Origin of the sequence: Megasphaera sp. SC8-1, assembly GCF_024436295.1 — a bacterium.
GTDB classification, from domain to species: domain Bacteria; phylum Bacillota; class Negativicutes; order Veillonellales; family Megasphaeraceae; genus Megasphaera; species Megasphaera elsdenii.
On record NZ_JANFQH010000011.1, the window covers coordinates 79,340 to 103,256 of the forward strand.

At 54.2% G+C, this 23,917-nt stretch carries 15 protein-coding genes and 1 riboswitch; of the genes, 11 read left to right on the plus strand and 4 right to left on the minus strand.

Annotated elements, in window-relative coordinates; all coding sequences use genetic code 11:
• The first annotated feature begins 45 nt into the window (after nucleotides 1–45).
• The 10 genes from mnmE to ptsP all read left to right on the plus strand — a co-directional run bounded on the left by mnmE (nucleotide 46) and on the right by ptsP (nucleotide 12,803).
• Nucleotides 46–1,422 (plus strand): tRNA uridine-5-carboxymethylaminomethyl(34) synthesis GTPase MnmE, encoded by a 1,377-nt coding sequence (gene mnmE / locus NOS26_RS04000; protein ID WP_255917317.1) that lies wholly within the window; start codon nucleotides 46–48, stop codon nucleotides 1,420–1,422.
• 12 nt (nucleotides 1,423–1,434) lie between these two features.
• On the plus strand, nucleotides 1,435–3,324 hold the full coding sequence (gene mnmG / locus NOS26_RS04005) for a tRNA uridine-5-carboxymethylaminomethyl(34) synthesis enzyme MnmG (protein ID WP_255917318.1): 1,890 nt from the start codon (nucleotides 1,435–1,437) through the stop codon (nucleotides 3,322–3,324).
• Nucleotides 3,311–4,021 (plus strand): 16S rRNA (guanine(527)-N(7))-methyltransferase RsmG, encoded by a 711-nt coding sequence (rsmG, locus tag NOS26_RS04010; protein WP_255917320.1) that lies wholly within the window; start codon nucleotides 3,311–3,313, stop codon nucleotides 4,019–4,021. Before mnmG ends, rsmG begins: the two co-directional genes overlap by 14 nt.
• Before the next feature lie 17 nt (nucleotides 4,022–4,038).
• Nucleotides 4,039–5,184: a D-alanyl-D-alanine carboxypeptidase family protein gene (locus tag NOS26_RS04015; protein ID WP_014015478.1), complete on the plus strand. Its 1,146-nt coding sequence runs from the start codon at nucleotides 4,039–4,041 to the stop codon at nucleotides 5,182–5,184.
• 50 nt (nucleotides 5,185–5,234) lie between these two features.
• A riboswitch (ZMP/ZTP riboswitch) is annotated at nucleotides 5,235–5,319 on the plus strand.
• Between the two features lie 73 nt (nucleotides 5,320–5,392).
• Nucleotides 5,393–6,631 carry an OFA family MFS transporter gene (locus NOS26_RS04020; protein ID WP_014015479.1) on the plus strand — a complete coding sequence of 413 codons (1,239 nt, stop codon included), beginning with the start codon at nucleotides 5,393–5,395 and terminating at the stop codon, nucleotides 6,629–6,631.
• Between the two features lie 516 nt (nucleotides 6,632–7,147).
• Nucleotides 7,148–7,909: a DeoR/GlpR family DNA-binding transcription regulator gene (locus NOS26_RS04025; protein WP_014015480.1), complete on the plus strand. Its 762-nt coding sequence runs from the start codon at nucleotides 7,148–7,150 to the stop codon at nucleotides 7,907–7,909.
• Nucleotides 7,906–8,811: a 1-phosphofructokinase gene (pfkB, locus tag NOS26_RS04030; protein ID WP_036205058.1), complete on the plus strand. Its 906-nt coding sequence runs from the start codon at nucleotides 7,906–7,908 to the stop codon at nucleotides 8,809–8,811. Before NOS26_RS04025 ends, pfkB begins: the two co-directional genes overlap by 4 nt.
• Before the next feature lie 49 nt (nucleotides 8,812–8,860).
• Entirely contained in the window at nucleotides 8,861–10,810 is a 1,950-nt protein-coding gene (locus NOS26_RS04035; protein ID WP_255917321.1) for a fructose-specific PTS transporter subunit EIIC, read from the plus strand.
• A gap of 83 nt (nucleotides 10,811–10,893) precedes the next feature.
• Nucleotides 10,894–11,151 carry an HPr family phosphocarrier protein gene (locus NOS26_RS04040; protein WP_014015483.1) on the plus strand — a complete coding sequence of 86 codons (258 nt, stop codon included), beginning with the start codon at nucleotides 10,894–10,896 and terminating at the stop codon, nucleotides 11,149–11,151.
• A 20-nt stretch (nucleotides 11,152–11,171) separates the two neighbouring features.
• Complete coding sequence (gene ptsP / locus NOS26_RS04045; RefSeq protein WP_014015484.1) at nucleotides 11,172–12,803, plus strand: phosphoenolpyruvate--protein phosphotransferase; 1,632 nt, start codon at nucleotides 11,172–11,174, stop codon at nucleotides 12,801–12,803.
• Nucleotides 12,804–12,848: 45 nt separating this feature from the next.
• Here the strand turns inward: ptsP and NOS26_RS04050 are convergent, their stop codons facing one another.
• The 4 genes from NOS26_RS04050 to NOS26_RS04065 all read right to left on the minus strand — a co-directional run bounded on the left by NOS26_RS04050 (nucleotide 12,849) and on the right by NOS26_RS04065 (nucleotide 22,467).
• Nucleotides 12,849–13,664 (minus strand): basic amino acid ABC transporter substrate-binding protein, encoded by an 816-nt coding sequence (locus tag NOS26_RS04050; RefSeq protein ID WP_014015485.1) that lies wholly within the window; start codon nucleotides 13,662–13,664, stop codon nucleotides 12,849–12,851.
• A gap of 426 nt (nucleotides 13,665–14,090) precedes the next feature.
• Nucleotides 14,091–15,497, minus strand: coding sequence for a sodium:solute symporter family protein (locus NOS26_RS04055; protein ID WP_014015486.1), 1,407 nt, complete (start codon nucleotides 15,495–15,497; stop codon nucleotides 14,091–14,093).
• A 166-nt stretch (nucleotides 15,498–15,663) separates the two neighbouring features.
• A complete protein-coding gene (locus NOS26_RS04060; RefSeq protein ID WP_255917322.1) occupies nucleotides 15,664–22,026 on the minus strand; it encodes an ESPR-type extended signal peptide-containing protein in 6,363 nt (2,120 codons plus the stop codon).
• Between the two features lie 93 nt (nucleotides 22,027–22,119).
• Nucleotides 22,120–22,467 (minus strand): LytTR family DNA-binding domain-containing protein, encoded by a 348-nt coding sequence (locus NOS26_RS04065; RefSeq protein WP_014015488.1) that lies wholly within the window; start codon nucleotides 22,465–22,467, stop codon nucleotides 22,120–22,122.
• A 452-nt stretch (nucleotides 22,468–22,919) separates the two neighbouring features.
• Between NOS26_RS04065 and NOS26_RS04070 the strand changes: the two genes are divergently transcribed.
• Complete coding sequence (locus tag NOS26_RS04070) at nucleotides 22,920–23,894, plus strand: bile acid:sodium symporter family protein (protein ID WP_255917323.1); 975 nt, start codon at nucleotides 22,920–22,922, stop codon at nucleotides 23,892–23,894.
• Nucleotides 23,895–23,917 lie beyond the last annotated feature (23 nt).

A 23,917-nucleotide genomic window follows, 5' to 3' on the forward strand; every position in this document is an offset into this window, starting at 1 on the left:
CACATCGAGGCAGCTCCTTTTAGAATATGAAAGGAGTATTGACCTATGTACGATACGACCGATACGATTGCGGCCATTGCCACTCCTTTGGGGGAAAGCGGTATCGGCGTCATCCGTATCAGCGGCAGCCATGCTTATGCGGTCGGCGACGCCATTTTCCGCAGTCCTTCCGGAAAACCCCTGGCCCAGCGCCGGGACCGTTCCATCCAGCATGGTCTCGTCGTCGCCGATGACGGCCGCCCTGTCGATGAAGTACTGATGCTCATCATGAAGGGCCCCCATTCCTATACGGCAGAAGACGTACTGGAAATCCAGTGCCACGGCGGCCGCAAAGCCCTGGAAGAAATCCTCAGCCTGGTCCTGGCCCACGGCGCCCGTCTGGCCAATCCCGGAGAATTTACGCAGCGGGCTTTTGTCAACGGCCGCATCGATCTGGCCCAGGCCGAAGCCGTCATGGATGTTATCCAGGCCAAGAGCCGTCAGGGCCTGACCAGTGCCGTCAATCAGCTCGAAGGCCGCCTGTCCAAGGTCATCGGCGCCATGCGCCATGAGCTGACCGATTTCATTACCCGCCTGGAAGTGACTATCGATTATCCTGAAGAAGACCTGGAAGACATTACGGTCCCCGATGTAGCCGGTGCCATCCGCAAGCAGCTGGCGTCCCTCGATGAGATGCTGGAAGCTTCCCACGATGGCCGCATCATTCGCGACGGCGTCATGGCCGCCATTGCCGGCACGCCGAACGCCGGCAAGTCGAGCCTGCTGAACCGCCTGCTCCAGGAAGACCGGGCCATCGTCACCGACGTGCCGGGGACGACGCGGGACGTCCTGGAAGAATGGATTTCCCTCAAGGGCGTCCCGGTCTGCCTCGTCGATACGGCGGGTATCCGGGAGACCGATGATACAGTCGAAAAAATCGGCGTCACCAAGGCCAAGGCCTACATGGATAAGGCCGATATCATCCTCGTCGTCATCGACAGCTCGCGGCCCCTTTCCGAGGAAGACCGGGCCATCCTGGAGGACACGAAGGAGCGAAATGTCCTCATCGTCCTCAATAAGAGCGACTTGACGCCTGTCGTTGCGGAAAAAGACCTGGGACAGTATGGTCATCCCGTCCTGTCCTTGTCGGCCGGCACCGGGGAAGGCCTGGAAGCCTTGAAAGAACAGCTCCTGTCACTGGCGTTGTCCCATGCCGATACGGCCGGCAGCGCCCTGCTCACCAACACGCGCCATATCGAACTGGTGCGCCAGAGCCGGGAAGCCTTGAAACGGGCCCTCGATTCCATCGAAGCCGGCATGCCTGTCGACTGTGCCGTCGTCGACCTGCGCGAAGCCTGGGACCTCTTGGGTTCGATTACTGGCGATACCGTTCACGACGATATGGTCGAAGAAATATTCAGCCGATTCTGTTTAGGTAAATAAAGGGGTGGAACTATGTTTGTAGTCGATACATACGATGTCATCGTCATCGGTGCCGGTCATGCCGGCTGCGAAGCGGCCCTGGCCAGTGCCCGTCTGGGCGCCAAGACCCTGATGGCGACGTTGAACTTAGATAATATTGCCCTCATGCCCTGTAATCCCGCCGTCGGTGGTCCGGGCAAGAGCCATCTCGTCCGGGAAATCGACGCCCTGGGCGGGGAAATGGGCATCAATACGGATAAGACCTGCCTCCAGATGCGGATGCTCAATACCGGCAAGGGACCGGCTGTCTATTCGCTCCGGGCCCAGTCCGATAAGAAGATGTACCAGCTGGCCATGACCAAGACCCTGGAAAACCAGGAAAACCTCGATGTCAAGCAGCTCATGATTACGGATCTCCTCGTCGAAGACGGCGCCGTCATCGGGGTCCGGACGGAACTGGACGAAGTCTATAAAGCCAAGTGCGTCATCCTGGCGACGGGGACCTACCTCAAGGGGAAAATCATCATCGGCACCTGCACCTATTCCGGCGGCCCCATCGGCCAGCGCTCGGCCGAAGACCTGTCGGGGTCGCTCCTCAAGGCGGGCCTCAAGCTCATGCGCTTCAAGACAGGGACGCCGGCCCGCGTCGACCGCCGCACCCTGCGGACGGACGAAATGGCCAAACAGGAGGGCGATAAAGACGGCCATGCCTTTTCTTTCCTGTCGGAACGCAAGGACCGCAACAAAGAATGCTGCTGGCTGACTTTCACCAATGAAGAAACGCATAAGATCATCCGCGACAACCTCGATCGGGCGCCGATGTGTAACGGCATCATCACCGGCATCGGCCCGCGTTACTGCCCGTCCATCGAATCGAAGATCGTCCGCTTTGCCGATAAGAAGCGGCATCAGTTGTTCATCGAACCGGAAGGTGAATCGACGGAAGAAATGTACGTCCAGGGCATGAGCACCAGCATGCCCGCTGACGTCCAGTACGCCTTCCTGCGGACCATTCCGGGCCTGGAAGATGTCAAGATCATGCGTCCTGGTTACGCCATCGAATACGACTGCCTGGATCCGACACAGCTCACACCATGGCTGGAAACGAAGAAGATTTCCGGCCTCTTCTCGGCAGGCCAGGCCAACGGCACCAGCGGCTACGAAGAAGCGGCTGCCCAGGGCCTCATGGCCGGCATCAACGCGGCCTTGAAGATACAGGGGAAGGATCCGTTCATCCTGACCCGTTCTGAAGCCTATATCGGCGTCCTCATCGACGACTTGGTCACCAAGGGCACGAATGAACCGTACCGCATCATGACCAGCCGCAGCGAATACCGCCTCATCCTGCGCCAGGATAATGCCGACCTGCGCCTGACTCAGAAAGGCTACGATTTGGGCCTGGTCACGAAGGAACGGTACGACCGTTTCACGGCCAAGAAAGAGGCTATCGAACAGGGCATTGCCGCCTTGAAAGAGATTTCGGTCACGCCGTCCAAGGCCAACCTGGAAAAACTGGAACGCCTGGGTACGGCACCGATTCACACGGCTATTACGGCCTATGACCTCCTGCGCCGCAATGATGTCGATTATGAAGCCTTGCGGACGGTCTTCGACCTGCCGGAACTGGCTGCCGATGTGGAAGAAGAAATCGAGATCATGATCAAATACGAAGGCTATATCAGCCGTCAGATGGAACAGGTTGAAAAGATGAACCGCCTGGAACAGAAGAAGATGCCTGCCGACATCGTCTATGCCGATATCGATACCCTGTCGGCCGAAGCCCGGCAGAAACTCGACGAAATCCGGCCCTTGTCCCTGGGCCAGGCCAGCCGTATCTCCGGCGTCTCGCCGGCGGATATCACGGCCCTGCTCATCGTACTGGAACAGCACAGCCGGGAGGAAAAAAATCATGTTTCGCAGTGAATTAGCACAGGCCCTGAAGGCCATGGACCTCAGCGTATCAGAAAGCCAGCTGGCACAGTTCTGCACCTTTGACGAAGCTTTAGTCGAAACGAACAAGGTCATGAACCTGACGGCCATTACCGATCCGAAAGGCGTCGCCATCAAGCACATGGCCGACAGCCTGTCCTGCTATGACCCGGCTTATTTCAAAGATGGCGCCAGCGTCCTCGATCTGGGGACCGGTGCCGGTTTTCCCGGCCTGCCCCTGCTCATTTACCGGCCGGATCTGAAGGTGACCTTCTTCGATTCCCTGCAGAAGCGGCTGACTTTCCTGGAAAAGGTCGTCTGTGATTTGGGACTGACCGCTTCGTTCCTCCACGGCCGGGCTGAAGAAATGGCCCATAAACCGGAATACCGCAGTGCCTTCGATATCGTCACCAGCCGGGCCGTGGCCCGCCTGAACATCCTGGCCGAATGGGCCCTGCCTTACGTCCGGACCGGCGGCTATTTCGTTTCCCTCAAAGGGGCCCAGTATGAAGAAGAACTGGCGGAAGGCGAAAAAGCCCTGCAGATCCTGGGCGGCAAAGTCGCCGAAGTCCGGCCGGTCCGCCTGCCGGGCCTGGACGATGTCCGCGCTGTCCTCTATATCGAAAAAGTAAAGGAAAGCCCCAATAAATATCCCCGCAAGCCAAAGATGGCTGCGAAAAATCCCTTATAGAGAAAGAAGTGTACGCTATGTCTTTGAAAAAAATCCTCTGTCTGGCCGCTGCGGCCTGCCTGACCGTATCGGCTGCTGTCTTTGCCGATACACCGCAGCCGCCTGAAATCAGTGCTCATGCTGCCTATGTCATGGATGCCGATACAGGCGACACGCTCTATGCGAAAAATGCCGATGACCGGGCCTATCCGGGCAGCACGACGAAAATCATGACCTGCATCCTCGGCGTCGAACTGGGCAAGGCACAGGGTAAATTGGATCAGCCTATCAACATTACGAAAGATGTCTACGATATCGAAAGCGATGCGTCCGTCCTGGGTATCGACCCGGGCGACCAGATCACCCTGCGCAATGCCATGACCGGTATGATGACTGTATCCGGCTGTGATGCCACCATTGCCGTCGCCGAAACGGTTACGCCGAGTCAGGCCGATTTCGTCGCCAAGATGAACGAAAAAGCAGCCGCCCTGGGCTGTACGAATACTCATTTCGCCAATCCCCATGGCCTGCCGGACAGCGACCACTATTCGACAGCCCGCGATATGGCGACGATGGCCGCTTACGGCATGAAACTGCCGGAATTTCGCGATATGGTCAGCCACAGTGAATACGACATGCCCTATATCAACGGCGGCTCCAAGCACTGCACGACGACGAACTATTTCCTGACCAGCGGCTTCCCCGGTGCCAACGGCATCAAGACCGGTACGACCAATGCCGGCGGTCCCTGTCTGGTCGCATCGGCTACGCAGGACGGCCGGACCGTCATCGCCTCTATCATGAATTCGGACGACCGCTTCGGCGATGCCCAGAAACTCATGAGCTATGGCTTCTCCGTACTGAAACCGGTCGAACCGGCAGAAAACGTCTATATCCTGCGCCAGGCACCGGCAGGCCAGACCTTGTCGGATATCAAGGAAAAACAGGCCCAGGCTGCTGAATTAGCTTCCCAGCAGAAGAAAGAAGCAGCCACGGCGGCAGCTTCTACGGCTGCGGCCAAAGCACCTGCTAAAGCAGATACGGCCGTAAAGACAACGGCTGCGACAGTGGCTAAAACGGCAGCTAAGACGACGGTGAAGACCGCTGCCAAAGCGGATACGGCTAAGACAAGTAAGCCGGCTGTTTCCAGCCAGCCTTACGTTCCCTTTTCGCCGGCCGCCTAAAAAAGGATATTGACAATCTCTGTCCATATTCGTATAATAAACGCATCAGCAGATCCGTACAGGACTGACGGAATCAAGTGGAGTCACCACGTGAACTGTACGGACCCTTTCATGCCGACCGTCTGGGCAAGAGTATGCTACATATTCTTGAGCCAGGCGGCCGGTATTTTTTTTCGCCAGCCTGGCTCCTCACAAGGAGTGTTGTCTAATGAAACGAAATCGCTGGCTCATCGCCCTGTCTGCCATGGGGCTCCACCTCTGTATCGGCAGTGTCTATGCCTGGAGCGTCCTCACCAAGCCCATTATGGAATCCATGGGATTTACCCTCAAGGAAACGACGTGGACCTTTTCCCTGGCCATCTTGTTCCTCGGTTTGTCGGCCGGCTTTTTGGGCAGTTTTGTCCAGAAAATCGGGCCCCGTAAATCGGGCCTCTTATCGATGACCTGCTTCGTCACGGCCATGTTCGGTACGGCAGCAGCTCTCTACGCCCACAGCCTGCCCATGCTCTACGCCTTTTACGGCGTCATCGGCGGCATCGGCCTGGGAACGGGCTATATCACGCCCGTATCGACTCTGGTCAAATGGTTCCCGGAAAACCGGGGCTTCGCTACGGGTCTGGCCATCATGGGCTTCGGCTTTGCCAGCCTCATTGCCGGCCCGGCTATGCAGCTCTTGGTCCAGCATTTCGGCCTGGTCGCCAATTTCATCATCCTCGGCTGCGTCTATATGGTCATCATGACGGCTTCGTCGCTCTACCTGGCATCGCCTGCTGCCGGTGACGTCCCGGCCAAGGCCGAAAAAGAAGGAACTGTCGAATATGCCGACGCCCAGCCGCAGTTTACCGTCCGCCAGGCCATGAAGACCTGGCAGTTCTACGCCATCTGGTGGCTCTTCTTCACCAACATCACCTGCGGCATCGCCCTGCTGTCCGTCGCCTCGCCGATGGCCCAGGACGTCGTCGGCATGTCGCCGTTGGCAGCGGCTTCCATGGTCGGCCTCATCGGCCTCATGAACGGTGCCGGCCGCATTGCCTGGGCGACCGTATCCGACTACCTCGGCCGCTCGGCTACATACGTCCTCTTCTTCCTTATCGAAATCCTGGCTTTCTGGCAGCTGGCCCGCGTTACCAGCGCCTTTAGCTTCCAGGTCCTGGTCCTGCTCATCATCTCCTGCTATGGCGGCGGCTTCTCGTGCATGCCGGCCTATCTCAGCGACCTCTTCGGCACGAAATACCTCAGCGCCATCCACGGCCGTATCCTCACGGCCTGGGGGGCTGCCGGCGTCGCCGGTCCCCTGGTCCTGTCACTTATCAAAGAAAATACCAATAGCTACGCCGTGACGCTGTACTTCTTCGTCGGCGCCTTCGTCGCTGCCCTGGCCTTGATGATTTTCCTGAAATACCGCACCCGCCACGGCATCGCCAGGGTCGCAGAAGCGCGGGGATAATCGTTCATCGTAGGGGTGCCACGTGGGCGACCCGTTCGGGAATTGGGGGATTCTCCTAGAAAAATGATTGGAAAATTCACATATCCTGAAGCGGGCGCCCCACGTGGTCGCCCCTACAATGAAAAAAGCTGTCGCTTATGCGGCAGCTTTTTTTCGACGAACGATGAACGCCATCGCTGAAAGCGGTAAATCATTCACGGCCTGTGGCCTTGTGCGTAGGGGACGTCCTGTTAAGGCGTCCCGTTGTGAACAATGGAAGATATACCCAACTGGTCCATGAGGCATGGCTTTGCGGCCGGCGAATAATGATATCGACGAACAGCATTTCGCGGGATTCCCACAACGGGCCGCCCTTTGGGACGGCCCTACTACAAATGTGAATAAAATCACTTAATGAGCTGGGCGCATAGATGAATGAAAATGATTGCTTTTTGATTATAATGATTGGATTTGATTGAAATTGATTGAATATAACGGTATAATGAGGCCAAAGGAGGATAAAAGGGAAGTGATACGATGTTGACAGAAGAAAGACATGAAAAAATCATGCGTCTTGTCAATACGAGCGGTGCCGTTTCGGTCCAGGACTTAGTAAGTTTTCTGAACATTTCCGAATCGACGGTCCGCCGGGATTTGCTCACGCTGGACCGCGAAGGCCGTCTGCGCCGCGTCCATGGCGGGGCCACGACGTTGCGCGATGATTCTTCGTATGAAGCGGATATGGAAAATCTGCAGGATAAATATTCCATCCATATGAGCGACAAACGCCGCATCGCCCAGTATGCGGCCAGCCTGATCAAGAAAGATGATTTCGTCTATCTCGATGCCGGTTCGACGACAGAGCAGATGGCCGATTTCCTGGCCGGGTCCGAAGCGACTTTCGTGACCAACAGCATCCCGCTGGCTCAGAAATTAGGGCGCAGCGGCAGCCGCATCTATATCCTGCCCGGACGGGTCAAAGGCGATACGGAAGCCATTGTCGGCAGCGAAATGCGGGACATGATCGGCCGCTATCATTTCACCAAAGGGTTCTTCGGAGCCAATGGGATCGCCCCCCATTCCGGCTGTACGACGCCAGATGATGAAGAAGCTGTCTGCAAGCGCGCTGCCGTCGGCCAGTGCCTGGACCGCTTCGTCCTGGCCGATTCCAGTAAATTCGGTTTATCTTCGCACATTACTTTTGCAGATTTATCAATGGTTACGCTGATTACGGCAAAGGCCGAAGAGCACATCGACTACCGGCCGTATCAGCAGATTACGGAGGTGCATATCCTGTGATTTATACAGTTACGTTCAATCCATCCTTAGACTATGTCGTCCACATGAAGACCTTTACGGCCGGTGACATCAACCGCGCCGAACAGGAAATGATTTATCCCGGCGGCAAGGGCATCAACGTATCCCTCGTCCTGGGGAACCTTCACATCCCGTCCAAGATGCTCGGCTTCATCGCCGGTTTTACGGGCCGGGAAATTGAACGGCTGGCTAAAGCCAATGGCGGCGATACGGATTTCATCGTCCTCGATGAAGGCTGCTCGCGCATCAACCTCAAAGTCAGCGCCGATGACGAAACGGCTGTCAACGGCATGGGACCGCATATTTCGGAAGAAAAACTGCAGGCCCTGCTGACTCAGATCGATGCCCTCAAAGCCGGCGACACGCTGGTCCTGGCTGGCAGTATTCCCAGCGATATCCCCGATGATATTTACGAACAGATCCTCAAACGCCTCCAGGGCCGCGGAATCCGCGTCGTCGTCGATGCTACGGGCGACCTTTTGAAGAATGTCATCAAATATAAACCGTTCCTCATCAAGCCGAACAACTTTGAATTAGGCGAACTGTTCAGCGTCGACCTCCATACGGATGAAGAAATCACGGTCTGCGCCAAACAGCTCCAGGCCATGGGGGCCCGCAACGTCCTCGTCTCCCTCGGCGGCGACGGCGCCCTGCTCCTCGGCGAAGACGGCCAGGTATACCGCCGCCAATCCCCGAATGGCACGCTGGTCAACTCCGTCGGCGCCGGCGACAGCATGGTCGCTGGCTTCCTGGCCGGCTTTGAAGCGTCGAAAGGCGACCTCAACGAAGCCCTGAAAATGGGCATCAGCGCCGGTAGTGCTTCGGCTTTCCATGAATGGCTGGCTACGGAAGACGATATCAAAGAAGTATACGCGGCCTTATAAAGAAACACGTAGTTTTGTGTAGAAAGTTGAGAAGAGAAGGAGAGAAATAATGCGTATTGTAGATTTACTCAAGAAACAGAGCATCGACCTCAATGCGTCTGTAGCCGACAAGGCCGCTGCCATCGACCACCTGGTCGACCTCATGGCTGCCGGCGGCAACCTGAACGACAAAGAGCTGTACAAACAGCGCGTCCTGGCTCGTGAACAGGAAGGAAGTACGGGTATCGGCGAAGGCATCGCTATTCCCCATGCCAAGACGGAAGCCGTCAACGAACCGGGTCTGGCTTCGATGATCGTCCGCGACGGCGTCGACTACGAAAGCCTTGACGACGAACCGGCTCACCTGTTCTTCCTCATCGCCGCTCCAGCTGGCGGTGCCAACGTCCACTTGGAAGTATTGAGCCGTTTGAGCCGTATGCTCATGGACGACGATTTCCGCGACAACCTGATGAAGGCCAAGACGCCGGAAGAATACCTGGCTATCATCGATAAGGCCGAATCGGAACAGGTCGCAGCAGAAGAAGCCGAAGCTGCCGCAGAAGCCGCTGCAGAAGAAGCACCGGCAGAACCGGAAAAGACAGCTCCGTCGGATCGTCCTTATGTCATCGGCGTTACAGCCTGCCCGACGGGCATTGCCCATACCTACATGGCGGCAGAAGCCTTGGAAAATAAGGCCGCTGCTATGGGCGTCGACATCAAAATCGAAACGAATGGCTCCGGCGGTGTCAAGAACCACCTGACCCAGGCCGATATCGACCGCGCTGTCGGCGTCATCGTCGCCTGCGATAAAGACGTACCGGTCCAGCGTTTTGCCGGCAAACCGGTCATCTTCACGAAAGTCGCCAACGGTATCAAGATTCCGGAAGAACTCATCCAGACCGTCCTCGACGGCAAGGCTCCTATTTATCAGGGCAATGATTCTTCGTCGGAAGCTGTCGACGTCGAAAGCGCTGAAAAAGAAAGCGTCGGCCGCCAGATTTATAAACACCTGATGAACGGCGTATCCCATATGCTTCCCTTCGTCATCGGCGGCGGGATCCTCATCGCCCTGGCCTTCCTCTTCGATATGGACAACGCCGGTGCGGCCAACTTCGGCAGCGGCACACCGCTGGCTGCCTTCCTGAAGAACGTCGGTGGCCTTTCCTTCAGCATGATGATGCCGATCCTGGCAGGCTATATCGCCATGAGTATCGGCGAACGGCCGGCCCTCATGCCCGGTATCGTCGGCGGCTTCCTGGCGACGACAGGCGGATCCGGTTTCTTCGGCGCCCTCTTTGCTGGTTTCATTGCAGGGTACCTCATCATTTTCTTGAAAAAAGCCTTGTCCCATCTGCCGGAAGCTTTGGACGGCACGAAGTCCATCCTCTTCTATCCGGTCCTCGGCCTGGTCCTCATCGGCGTCATCATGACCTATATCATCAATCCGCCGACGTCCATCTTCAATACCTGGCTTTTTGATGTCCTCAACAGCATGACCACGTCGAGCCGCATCGTCCTCGGCTTCATCCTCGGCGGCATGATGTCCATCGACTTCGGCGGCCCGATCAACAAAGCGGCTTACGTCTTCGGCACGGCATCCCTCATGAGTGCCAGCGGTCAGGCTGTCAGCTCGGGCATCATGGCTTCGGTCATGGTCGGCGGCATGGTTCCGCCTCTGGCTATTGCCTTGGCCATGCTCCTCTTTAAAGGCAAATTCACGCCGAAAGAACGCCAGTCGACGATTACCAACTTCATCATGGGCCTGTCCTTCATTACCGAAGGGGCTATTCCTTTCGCCGCATCGGACCCGGTCCATGTCATCCCGCCCTGCGCTATTGGCGCAGCCGTTGCTGGTGCTCTTTCCATGCTCTTTAATTGCACTCTTCCGGCTCCGCACGGTGGCATTTTCGTCTTCGGCGTCATCACAAACTGGCCTATGTATATCGCAGCCTTAGTCGCCGGCGTCATCGTCGCAGCTATCCTGCTCGGTATTTTCCGCAAAAAACGTCCGCAAGACTAATTGCGTTATCTTTATAAATCGTATACACTATATAATATAGATTTATCTCACTATTTTATATTTCCTAAAAGGAGGAATTTGTCATGAAAGAATTCGAATTTGTTGTCACCGATCCCCAGGGTATCCACGCTCGTCCGGCTGGCCTTTTGGTTAAAGAAGCGAAGAAATTTGAATCCAACATCAGCGTATTCAAAGGCGCCCGCAAAGGCGATTTGAAGAAAATCTTCACCATCATGGCCCTTGGCGTAAAACAGGGCGAAACGATTAAAGTACAGGTAGAAGGCGCAGACGAAGAACAGGCAGCTAGCGCTGTAGAAGCCTTCTTGAAAGAAAACTTCTAATTCTTTGAGGAGGAAAGTACATGCTGACGTTAAAAGGTAAAAGTGTCTTCTCCGGTATCAGCATCGGACCCTTGGCACTGTTCCATCGCAATACGATTTCTACGGCCGTACGGCCTATTGATGATGCCGAAGCTGAAGTCGCCCGCTTCCAGAAAGCCCGCGAAGAAGCTATTGGCCAGCTCAAGGACTTGTATGTCAAGGCTGTAGATAAAGTCGGTGAAGAACAAGCGGCTGTCTTTGAAGTCCATCAGATGATGCTCGATGACGACGATTACGTCGAAGGCATCGAAACGAAAATCCGCGATGAAAAAATGAATGCTGAAGCGGCTGTCGACCAGACGGCCCAGGAATTTGCCGAAATGTTCCGTTCCATGGAAGACGCTTATATGCAGGCTCGTGCCGCTGATGTCCTGGATATTTCCCGTCGTGTCGAACAGCAGCTCTGTGGCGGCCCTGGCATCGATTTCAGCAACTATGACCACGTCATCATTGCTGCTGACGACCTGGCTCCCAGCGAAACGCTGCAGCTCGATACGGATAAGATTCTCGGTTTCGTAACCTCGGGAGGCAGCACGAATTCGCATACGGCAATCCTGGCCCGCACGCTGGGCATTGCCGCCGTCGTCAGCACGGGCACACAGCTCCACAATGACGTCGACAACATGACGGCCATCATCGACGGTACGACGGGTACGGTCTACATCAACCCCGATGACGAAACGATGGCTGCCATGAAGCAGAAACAGAAAGAAGAAGAACTGCGCGTCGCCGCCCTGGAACAGGTCCGCGGTGTCCCGACGGTCACGAAAGATGGCAAGAAGATCAATCTCTATGCCAACATCGGCAACCCGGGCAATCTGCCTCAGGTCCTGGCTAACGATGCCGAAGGCATCGGCCTCTTCCGCAGTGAATTTCTCTATCTCGAAAGCAGCGATTATCCGACAGAAGACCAGCAATTCGAAGCCTATAAACAGGCGGCCGAAGCTTTGGGCGGCAAAACCGTCGTCATCCGTACCCTGGATATCGGCGCCGATAAGAAAGTCGACTACTTCCAGCTCGACCCGGAAGAAAACCCGGCTATGGGCATGCGGGCTATCCGCATCTGCCTGACCCGCGTCGACCTCTTCAAGACGCAGCTTCGTGCCCTCCTGCGCGCTTCGGCTTATGGCAAGATTGCCATCATGTTCCCGATGATCATTTCCGTCTGGGAAGTACAGCGGTGCAAAGAAATCCTCAATGAAGTCCGTCAGGAATTGGATGAAAAAGGTATTGCCTATGATAAGGACATGGAAATCGGCATCATGGTCGAAACGCCGGCCGCTGCCGTCATGAGTGAAGAACTGGCTAAAGAAGTAGACTTCTTCAGCATCGGTTCTAATGACTTGACGCAGTACACCCTGGCCATCGACCGTCAGCAGACCAAGCTCGATGCCTTCTTCGATCCCCATCATCCGGCTGTCCTCAAGCTCATCCAGATGACCATCGAAAACGGTCATAAAGCCGGCATCTGGGTCGGCATCTGCGGCGAACTTGGTGCAGACCTGACACTGACCGAAACGTTCCTGCGCATGGGCGTAGACGAACTCTCCGTCAGCCCACCGTCGGTCCTGCCGCTCCGTGAAAAAGTACGCTCTCTCGATTTGAGCAAGTGATAAAAAAAAGAGGCTGTCGCATTAAGACAGCCTCTTTTTTATTACTTATTTCAACACTTCATCCGAGCTGGTCGGGAGGTTCGGCATATCGGTGTTGAACCATTTCTTGTAGATTTTCTGGAATTCGCCTGTTTCTTTCAGTTTTGCCATAGCGTCGTTGACTTGTTTCAACAATTCTTTATTGTCTTTGTTGATGGCGAAGGCCAGGTATTCCGGCTTGATATTGGGGATGTCGATGACATCGAATTTTCCTTTGCCGTCCTGGGTCAGGAAGTAATCGGCAACCGGTTTGTCGAGGATAGCTGCCGGCGAGCCGCCGACCTGGAGTTCCATAATGGCTTCGGAGTTATTGTCGAACTGTTTGATTGTATAGCCCTGTTCTTCCGCGTATTTGGCACCAGTCGTACCAATCTGGACGGCAATCTGCTTGCCCTGCAGGTCGGCTACGGAATGGATGTTGCTGTTCTTCGGCGTCAGGATGACCAGTTTCGATTCGTAGAACGGAGCGGCAAAGGCGACTTTCTGTGCCCGTTCCTTGGTCACCGTCATGCCCGTGGCGGCAATATCCATGTCACCCTGCTGAATGATGGGGATGATGCCCGAAAAAGCGATGTTGTTAAATTCGACGTCCCGGCCCATTTCTTTGGCGACGGCGCGGATCAGATCCATTTCAAAACCCTTGTATTCCGACGATTCGTCGCTGTCCTTAAATTCAAAAGGAACGAACGTCGCATTGGTGGCGACGCGAAGCGGCTTTTTCGCATCGTTGGCAGTATCTTTCTTGTCGCTGCCGCAGCCGGCCAGCATGGACGCAGCCAAGACACCCGTAAGTAAAGCAGCACCTAATTTTTTCGTATCCATACAATCCCCTCCAGAAATTGAATAAAAATAAATTTATATTTATTATTATACCTATTTTATGGAAAAAAGTAAAGGGCTTGTCGCAAGCGACAAGCCCTTTATCGTTGTTCATATTTCGTAGGGACGACCACGTGGGGCGCCCGCTCCTGGGGATGTACGAATCTTCCGCCTACGGTTAACTTGCTGGAGAAATCGTACATATCCCGAAGCGGGCCACGAGCCACGAACTGTGATTCAGCGGGATTCCCAAAAGCGGGCCGCCTTGACAGGACGGCCCCTACGATGCAGCCTACAGGCTGCGAGCTCCTAACCACGAGCCACGAGCCACGAGCCACGAGCCACGAGCCACAATTCAACGGGATTCCCACAAGCGGGCCGCCTTGACAGGACGGCCCCTACAAGCAACTAGCAGTCAGCTGCTAGTTGCTACTCCTTCAACTCCGGCATCTTGATGGGTGTTTTATCTACGAGGCGGACGATGAGGAGGGTGATGATGCAGATGACCCATTCAAAGTAAATGACGTGGGGCAGAATGCGAATCTGCGGGCAGAGCTGCCAGGCAAAGAGTCCGATGATGCCGACAAGGGTCGTCCAGAAAGCCGTGTTCTTGCGGCACAGGGACGGGCAGAACATGGTGCACAGGAAGACCAGGGTGAAGGCCGTCGTCAGGCTCAGGCCGATGAGCATGACTTTGACGATGCCGACGGCATTGAAGGCCAGCCACAGCGTACCAGCGCCGATGATGAGGATGATCAGGCGGTTGGCTTTGACATAGCTCATTTCTGAAATATTCGGTTTGATAAAACGTTTAAAAATGTCCTGAGAGATGAGGGTACCGGCGCCGAGGAGAATCGTGCAGGCCGTCGATACATCGGCCGCCCAGAGGGCAGCCAGGGTCATACCTGACGAGAACGGGTCGAGGCTCATGATGATCTGGGGCAGGGCCATGGTCGGGTTGATGCCCGGGAACTGGGCTTTCGCAGCCAGACCGAGAATAGCCGACAAGAAGCCGATCGGGAAGATGAGCAGGCCGCCGAGGATGAAGCCTTTGCGGGCGGCGCTGGCATTCTTAGCACCGCAGGCAATCTGGACCGGGCCCTGGGCCGTGATGGCCTGGGTCGTCATGACGATGATCCAGCCGATGAGGACGGCAAAAGACAAGCCGCCCATGGGCGAAAACCAGTTGAAGTCCGCTGCCGGCAGAGCGGCGTTGATGCCGCTGATACCGCCGTCGCGGAGAAGGATGCGGACCAGGGAATAGATGATGCCGAGATAAATGACGGTGACACTGAGGATATTGGATAACCCGGAGGACCAGAGACCGCCGATGGCCGTGATGCCGACGAAGACGATAGCGCTGGTGATCATGCCGGCGTGCATGGAGAAGATGTCCGGCATGAGGGCGTGTAAAATGGAACCGCCGGCGACGTACTGCAGGGACGTGATGCAGATCATGATCAGGGACAAGCCGATGACGCTGATGATGCGGGCTTTTTTGTCGTAACTCCGTTCAAAGAGTTCCGGAATCGTCGTGCAGTTCAGGGAACGATACTTGCCGGCAGCGACGAAACCCATGACGATGGCGCCGATAGCCCAGGCCGCATTGTACCAGCCCGCAGCCAGGCCGATTTTCGTCGCACTTTCAGCGACGCCGACTGTCGAAGCCGCACCGACGGCCATGCCGGTGATACTGACGGCGACCAGGCCTGAAGAAAAGTGACGGCCTGCAAATAAATACTCCGTCGGGTTCTGACTGGCCCGGCGTTTGACATAGAAAGAAATGGCAAATAATAAAATGATGTATAAGATGACAATACACAATTGAATCGACATTTTCTCTCCATCCTCCTTTAACTTATAAAATTTAAAATTCGCAACGTTGGTTTCATCTACAGGAACATAATATGCCAATAATTGACATTATTATAGGCTAAAATGAAGAAAAATACAAGGAGGAGGAAAAAAGGCTTGTCGCCGTGCGACAAGCCCTTTTTTTACGCTATGCTTTTTTCTGTGCGGCCATGGCCTGGAGTTCTGGTTTAAATTCTTCTACCAGTTTCTTTTCGGCTTTGGCGCCTTTCGAGAGGGCGTTGTAGATGATTTCTGCCATTTCGTAGCGGGTCATCGTACGGTCGCCGTGGTATTTACCGTCTTCGTAGCCCTGGATGACGCCGTTGCCAGCGAGGCGGCTTACGGCTTCATAGGCCCAGTGGTTTTCCGGAACGTCCGGGAAGTCTTTGGACATATTCGGATTGATGACCGACAGGAGGGCATCGAGGCGGCTGGTCAGGGAATCGATCTGTTTCTGCATCGCTTTTTCCCGTTCCGTCAAGCCGTTCGTGGCGTTGCGTCTTGCCTTGTTGCCGCCCTGGCCGATGCGGAGGGAAATGCCGCCGCCATACATGTTTTCGCCAGTGCCGAAGGACGACGAAACATTGACCATGACGTTTTCATTCGGCCGGTAGAAGGCGCCGATGGCCGTAGCCGTTTCGCCTTTGTAACCGCCGACGGCAGCTGCAATGTTCCACTTGGAATCAGCATCGAATTCGAGAGGATGCAGGTTGGCCAGTGCCGCTGCGTTAGCCCCGACTTTGTCGACGCGGCTGTCCAGCTTGTTGACCTTGTTTTCAACGCCCGTGACGCGTTCATTGGTCTGATAGAGCTGGGCCCCGTTGACGGCGTCCGTGCTATTGGCCGAAAGGTCACCGGCTGCCACGTTGACAACCTTCTGATTGTTGGCGTTGATGCCGCTTTCGCTGATGTAAGTCTTGTCACCGACCTTGTAGGAAGAAGCGGTCATGCTGCCAGCAACCGTAGCGTTGCCGCCAACACTGAGGTCTTTTTCCATAGTGACTACATCTTTAAAGGTAGCTGCGCCATCGAAGGTGGACGAGCTGGTGACGTGGAGCGTATCCGTCGTCGTGCCGCCAGTAACTGTTGCGCCATTGTTGACGACAAGTTTATTTGTCGTCGTTGTCCCGTTTACAGTCAGGTCTTTCTGAACCGTAGCGTTGGATTCCATGGTGACGTTGCCTTTCAGGTCAGATATGCCATTGACAGTTAAGTTCTTGCCAACGTTTGCATTGCCCTGCAGGTCCGAATCGCCTTTGACAGTCAGTTTCTGATCAACCGTTGCATTGCCATGGACACCGAGGTCCTTCATGACTTCGGCATAATCCATCGTAGCCTGACCCGTTTCAATCGTGTTGCCAGAAATGGTGGTCTTTGTGACAGTCCCTTCTTTAATGGCCGTATTGTGTGCCTTATTTTCGAAGGTAGTACCATTGGTATCACTGGTCACTGTGTTATCGCCGGTAATATTAGTAATCTTAGTGGCTACGTTACCAATTTCTCCATCAGCAAAGTTCAGGATGTCGCCGGAAGCTTCATTCAGAATATCTTTCGACTTGTTGTAAATGGTGCCGCCTTCCGCAGTATTGGTGATACCATCAGCAGTCATTTCGCTCTTCACAGCAGAGCCATCACCAATCTGGTTGGTAATCTTTTCGGAAGCTGTGTTGGTGATGTTCTGGGCACTCAGGCTGCTGTCACCAGTTACCGTGGTGGTCTGGGCTCCGCCAATGGTATTGGTTTGGTTCCCAGTGATATTGTTGGTCTGGTTGCCGTTGACCGTGTGTTTTTCCTCACCAGTAATGGTGGTTTCCAGTCCGCCATTGTAGTTTTCTGTAGCCTTGCCAGTCACGGTTTCCGTCAGGGTTCCTTCAACGGTATTGCTCTGATTGCCCTTAACAGTCGTGCTCTGGCTGCCTGTTACTTCGGTGCTCATATCGCCGCCAACAGTCGTCTTCAGATTCTTGCCAATGGTATTGGTCATATCTTCCGTCGTCGTATTGGCAATGTTCTTGGCACTATTGCTCAGGGTTTCGGCAGCCTTGTTGGTGATGTTCTGGGCATCATTGGTGATGGTACCGCCAGCGGCGCTGAGGTTAATATCCTTTGCATTCTGGCTGATACCAGTAATGGTGGTGCCATCCGTTACGGCGCTGCTGATGAGCGGGTTGCCTGCAGCATCGAGATCCTTAATGACGTCAATGATGTTGCTGCCGCTTACCAGGGCATCTTCCATCTTGGTGGCCGTCTTGGTGGTGGCACTGTACTGGGTATCGTTGGCTTTGATCAGCTGTTCCGATTTGTCCACGGTGTTGTTGGTGTTGTTGGCCTTGGTCCCGTCGGTGATGGAGGAGGCCAGGCTCTTGGCATCCTGGTTCACAACCGTGGTGTTAGTGCCGTCGGTGACGGAGGAAGCTATCTGATCGGCTTTCTGCAAGTCGTTGGATGTATTGGTTCCGTCCGTAATGTTGGTGTTGGTCTGACCAGCAATGGTGTCGATGGTGGTCTTCTTGTCCACATCGGTGAGCTGGGATTTTTCTTCTGCTACACCGCGGAGATAGGAAGCGGTCTTGCCATCGGCCTGGCTCATTTCTTCCTTAGTCTCATAGGACAGCTGGGTAGAAGTGTTGGAGCCTGCATCGTTGGAAACCTTGCTGACGATGGAGCTGGAAGCATCGGTTTCTACATCGATAGCCTTGTTGGTAATCTTGTTCTTCGCTTCGTTGGTGATGTTTTCTGCCGTCAGGCTGCTGTCACCAGTTACAGTCGTGGTCTGATTGCCACCTACCGTGGTGCTCAGGTTAGCTTTATAGTCTTCCGTTACATCGCCGGTCACCGTGGTAGTCTGGCTGCCGCCGATGGTGTTGACCTGGTCACCGGTAATGCTATTGGTCTGCTTGCCGGTTACTGTCATGCTCTGGTCGCCATTGACTTTCGTGGTCTGGCTGCCGTAGGTTTCGTTCACGGCACCCTTCACGGTTTCAGTCTTGTTACCGCTGACCGTATTGGTCTGATCCTTGGCTACCACAGTAGTCTGGTTGCCACCAATGTTCGTGCTCTGGTCGCCATCAACGGTAGTTGCCTGGCTGCCGTACTTCTCAGTTACAGAACCCTTGACAGTTTCGGTCTTGCTGCCGCTGACATTATTGGTCTGGTTACCGGTTACGATGGTAGTCTGGTTGCCGCCCACAGAGGTCTTCTGGTCGGTCTTGACGTTGGTCTCCAGGGCATTGAAGTTTTCAGTTTCGGTGCCCTTCACATTGACGGTACGGTTGCCGGAAACCGTGGTGGTCTGGTTGCCCGTTACCGCATGGGTTTCGTCGCCGCCCACCTTCGTGCTCAGGTCGGACTTGTAATCTTCCGTGACCTTGCCGGTTACGGTGGTCTTCAGTTCGCCGCCCACTTTGTTTTCCATGTCGCCGGTCACATCGTTCAGCATCTTGCCGCCTACGGTATTGGTCATATTGCCGGTAGCGGTGTTCACCAGATCTTTGGCGATGTTGGAAATGGTTCCCTGTTCCGCCTTATTGGTAATATCCGTCGTTCCCTGTTCCATCGAAGTGGTGTTGGTCCCGTCAGTCACCTTGCTGTTGATGCTGTCCAATTTTTGTTCTACCGAAGAGGATTTCGTATTGTCTGCGTTATTCATTTCCTGGAGGATGGCGTCTACTCTCTGGCGGAAGGTGGAAGTATTGCCATTTGCATCCGTCACCACATCACTAGATTCCGTTGCAGACTGGAAGGCCACGTTGGTCTTGTCCCCGTCCTTTACGGTATCAGTCATGGTGTACTTGTTGTCCGTACCATGGCTCATAGTGGATTCTGCATACGCCGTCGGGTTATCGCCAGTATTCGAAAGTTTCTGGCTGATGCTGTCGGCAGTAACAGTGCTCTTGCCGATGGAATCATCATCTTTCGCCCAGGTATTGCTGCCATTTTCATCGAAGGTAGAGGCACTGGCCTTAGTTTCACCCGTTGCCGCATCCATCTTCAGATTCATGGACTGAGTCTTTCCACCGTTGATGGTGGTATAGTTGTTTTCATCCAGTTTACTGGACAGAGTCTTGGCGTTAAATTCGCCTTCTACAGAAAGATTACCCTTCACATCCAGGTTGCCTTTCATTTCCGTATTGCCGGTAACGGTCATGTCTCCGCCAATTTCAGCTTTGCCAGTGGTTTTCAGCGTTCCCGTTTCCGTTGCGCCGGTGGTCTTGATTGTGCCGGCTCCTACATCCAGTCCGGTGCCGGTAATCTGGCCGCCGCTGATAGCCCCAGTCCCAACATTCAGGCTCTTGCCGGTGATGTCCCCAGTCACTGCCAGATCGCCACCTACGGTAGCATTATGATTGACCTTCAGTGTATCGGTGGTTGCATTGCCGGTATTGGTCAGACCATTGGAAGAGAGGGTCCCGCCTACCGATGCATTGCCGGTAGTGATCAGGGAACCGAAAGCGCCGGTAGTGCCGGTGATGGTGGTGCCTGTAATAGCGCCGCCGTTGATGTCTCCGCCCTGGGTATTCAGGCTGGTACCGGTAATGGCTTTACCCGAAATATCTCCTGTCGCAACGATATCATGGGCATTGATGTTGCCGGTTGTAGTCAGATTTCCATTCTGGAGAGAAGCTACACCATCTGTCAATTTATTTCCGGTGATGGTACCGCTGCCTGCATTGATATTACCGCCGTTGGTACGGAGTGCCCCTCCCTGGGTGTTGATATTTCCGCCGCCGGTCTGGATTACACCGCCATTGGTCTTGATGGAACCACCCTTGGTTGCCACGTTGCCAGCGGTATCCACGGTGAATTTGCCATCGGCGCCTTTGATGCTGCCGTCCGCGTTGAGGGCGGCCTTGGCCGCCGCGGCAGTATCGCCGCCGGCATAGAATCCGTTGGCGTCCTGGACGGTGCTGTTCAGGCCTACTTTGATGCCCTTATCGTTCAGGGTAATCTGGTTGTCATTGCCCTTGTTCAGGATCATTTCCTTGGCACCGGTCTTGGAGGTGGTCACATTGCCCTGGTCATCAATGGCAGTGGTGTTCTTTTGCAGCACGTTGTCTTCGCTTAGGCTCAGGCCGCTGTTCACGGCTTCCGCCAGTTTTTTATCAGCCCCGATGCGGGCTTCTTTTTCGGCGGCGTCGGCTGCGTTCAGAGCCGCAAACCCATTGGCCATATTGGTATTGATGGTATTGAACCCATCCACCATATTCTGGTTAACCTGTTCAATGACCTTGTCTTGGGCTGCATCAGCCCCGATCCGGGCGGCGGTTTCTTTGGCCAGAGCAGCGTCCAGGTTGGTGACGTTTTTGCCAATGGTGTTGGCCGCTTTCACGATGGCTCCATCCTGTACGGCGGCATCATCCTTGCTCACATACTTGTCAGAAGTCTGTTTTTCCAGATACTCCTTCACATTGGTGATCCGGGTATCCAGCGCCGTATCGGCCGCCTCACGAGCAGTCGTTTCCGTATTCAGGTCACCCTGCAATTTATTCGTGGTTTCGTGGATTGCATTGGCTTCGTTGGTAATCCGTTCATTCAGTTCGTTGTTAGCTGCTTCACGGCTTGCCACTTCGTTGTTGTAGGCAGTAGCCAGCGTTGCAATGCCATTGGCTGCGTTTTGGTTCACCTGTTGGATGACTGCATCCTGGGCCTTGTCAGCCCCAATCCGGGCGGCGGTTTCTTTGGCCAGGGCGGCGTCCAGGTTGGTTACATTCTCACCGATGGTCTTATCTGCTTTCACCACGGCCCCATCCTGTACCGCTGCATCAGTCTTGCTCACATAATTCTTCCCAGTTTCATTCAGTACATAGTCCTTAACGGCAGTAATGCGGTCATCCAGGGCGCTCAGGTTCTGGCCCACGGTATTAGTCTTCTTAACAGAGACCCCTTCAGTGGTTGTTCCATCTACGACACCATTGGAAGCGGTGACTCTGCCCGTGGTAACAGTATTACCTTTGATAGTAGTTTTATCATCAATAGTCTGCGCGCCACCTTCATAATGGTAGGTAAAAGTAGTTCCTCCATCTTTTGTGGTTGTTACCTCAGAATAATTCGTAAAATTATAAGTTAAGTCTTCTGAATTTCCGACTTTTAAACTGATGGAGGACTTGCCCCCGGTAGCCTGAGTGACAACCTGTCCATTCTGTCCATCATACGTAGTCTGCGCACCGGTCACATATTGATGAGTAGAAAGAATTTCGGACTCGCTGGCACCAATGGTCAGGCTCTGGCCATTGGTGGAACCTTTTTTCACGAAAGTATCATCGGCCCCTGCCTTGGTATATACTTCCACGGGCGCTGTAGACGTGCCAGATGCCGGCTCTACCTTGGTCGTATCCGCCGCATAGCTAAATCCTCCGACCGGGAGGAGCATGAGGGCTGTGATGGCGGCCAGGGCCAGGCGTTTGGTTTTGTCTCCTGTGCTGGAGGCCTTGGTGCGGCCTTTGGCTAATTCCGAGGCTACGACGTAACAATTTCTTGTTTTACTCCATATGACTTTAAATATCCTATTCATATTTTCGCTTCCTTTCTGCATTAAAATTCGTCCCCGACCCTATTTTTGCGTACAAAAATAGAACCTGATGAAATACGAGCTTTTTTTGATTTTTTATGCATCTTTGCTGAAGATGAATTTGAAATAATCTTCCTGGAACTGGCGATATTTCCGTTTGGCCAGAGGAATTTTGTGTCCCTTCACTTCGATGTATTCGCTCTTTATGATGTGAATTGCGGACTGGTTGACGATGTAACCTTTTCCGGGAGAGACGAACTGGCCGGGGGCGAGGGTTTCAAAGGTCTGCAGCATGGCCAGCAGGGACTGGCGCGTTTCCAGCATGGAGCCATCTACGGTATGGACTTGTTGGACGTGGCCGTTGCTCTCGACGAAGAGGATATGATTGATTTCTTCGACCTGGATGCCGCCACCGACAAGGCGAAAGATGACTTTTTTCCGCATAGGATACCTCCTTTCTGTTCGTGATAGGGAAGCACTTGTATTGGCAATCTTATTATAGCGTGATTTTTTGCTTAAATATTCAACGCGACCTGAAATGCACATTTTTTGGCGTGAATTGATGAATATAACTTATAAAATTATAAAATAGGAAAGTTTATAGTTACAAACAATATGAGCGAGAAAGGCCATTGCATCGAGTTCCTAAATATGGTATGATACGGCCGAGGCAAAAGATAGCATCACCTGGTGTGAGTTATACTTTTTTCTGATATTTCTCAAGATGGTTTTGTCATCTGCTTGGATCTGATTCAGACCGAGACAGAAAGGATTAGGTGGGATTGTTACAGATTTCACCTGCACTATGGATTTTTGTCGCTTAGACACCTTTCGGTCTGTGCCGGAAGGTGTTTTTTTGTTCTTTTGCCCCAGATTCCAATAGGGAGGTTTTTTGGTTGAAAAAGTGTTGTGATTTTCTGGTAAACAACATGGCCATTTTCGTCGTCCTCATCGGTATCGTCGGCGCTGTATGGCCGCAGACCCTGCAGTGGGTCAAGCCTTATGTCGGCTGGCTCCTGGGTATCGTCATGTTCGGCATGGGCATGACCTTGACCGTTCAGGATTTCAAGACCGTCTTCAAGCGGCCGTGGGAAGTCCTCATTGGCGTCGTCGCCCAGTTCATCATCATGCCCTTCGTGGCCTGGGCCTTGGTCCGTCTCTTTGCCCTGCCGCCGGAACTGGCTATTGGCGTCATCCTCGTCGGGACCTGCCCGGGCGGGACGGCATCGAATGTCATTTCCTACCTGGCTAAAGGCGATGTAGCCCTGTCTGTGTCGATGACCATGTCGACGACGCTCTTGGCGCCCATTGTGACGCCGACCCTGACCTGGTTCCTGGCAGGCGCCTGGATCCACGTTTCCTTCGTGTCCATGATGATTTCCATTGCGGAAATGGTCCTGGTACCGGTCCTGCTCGGCCTGGCAGCTCATCATTTCTTTGCCAGCCGCGTCGAAAAGGTCCTGCCGGCCATGCCCGTCATTTCCGTCGTCACCATCGTCATCCTCGTCGGCTGTGTCGTATCCCTCAGCGCATCGCGCCTGTTCGATGTCGGTCTGCTTATGGCGGCTATCGTCATCTTGCACAACGTCTTTGGCCTGGCCCTGGGTTACGGTATGGCCAAATTGTTCCGTCTCGATTCGCGTAAATCCCGGACAGTAGCCATCGAAGTGGGGATGCAGAATTCCGGTATGGCTGCGTCCCTGGCTGTCTTATATTTCAACCCGGCAGCGGCGATTCCTGGTGCTATCTTCAGCGTATGGCATAATATTTCCGGGTCCATTATTGCCAACTTCTTCTCGCGCCGCGATGAAAAAGCCGAAGAAAAGGCACGGGCCCTGTCTGTCGATAAATCGAGTGTTCCTACTCATTAATTTATATTCCAAAGGAGTCTTAA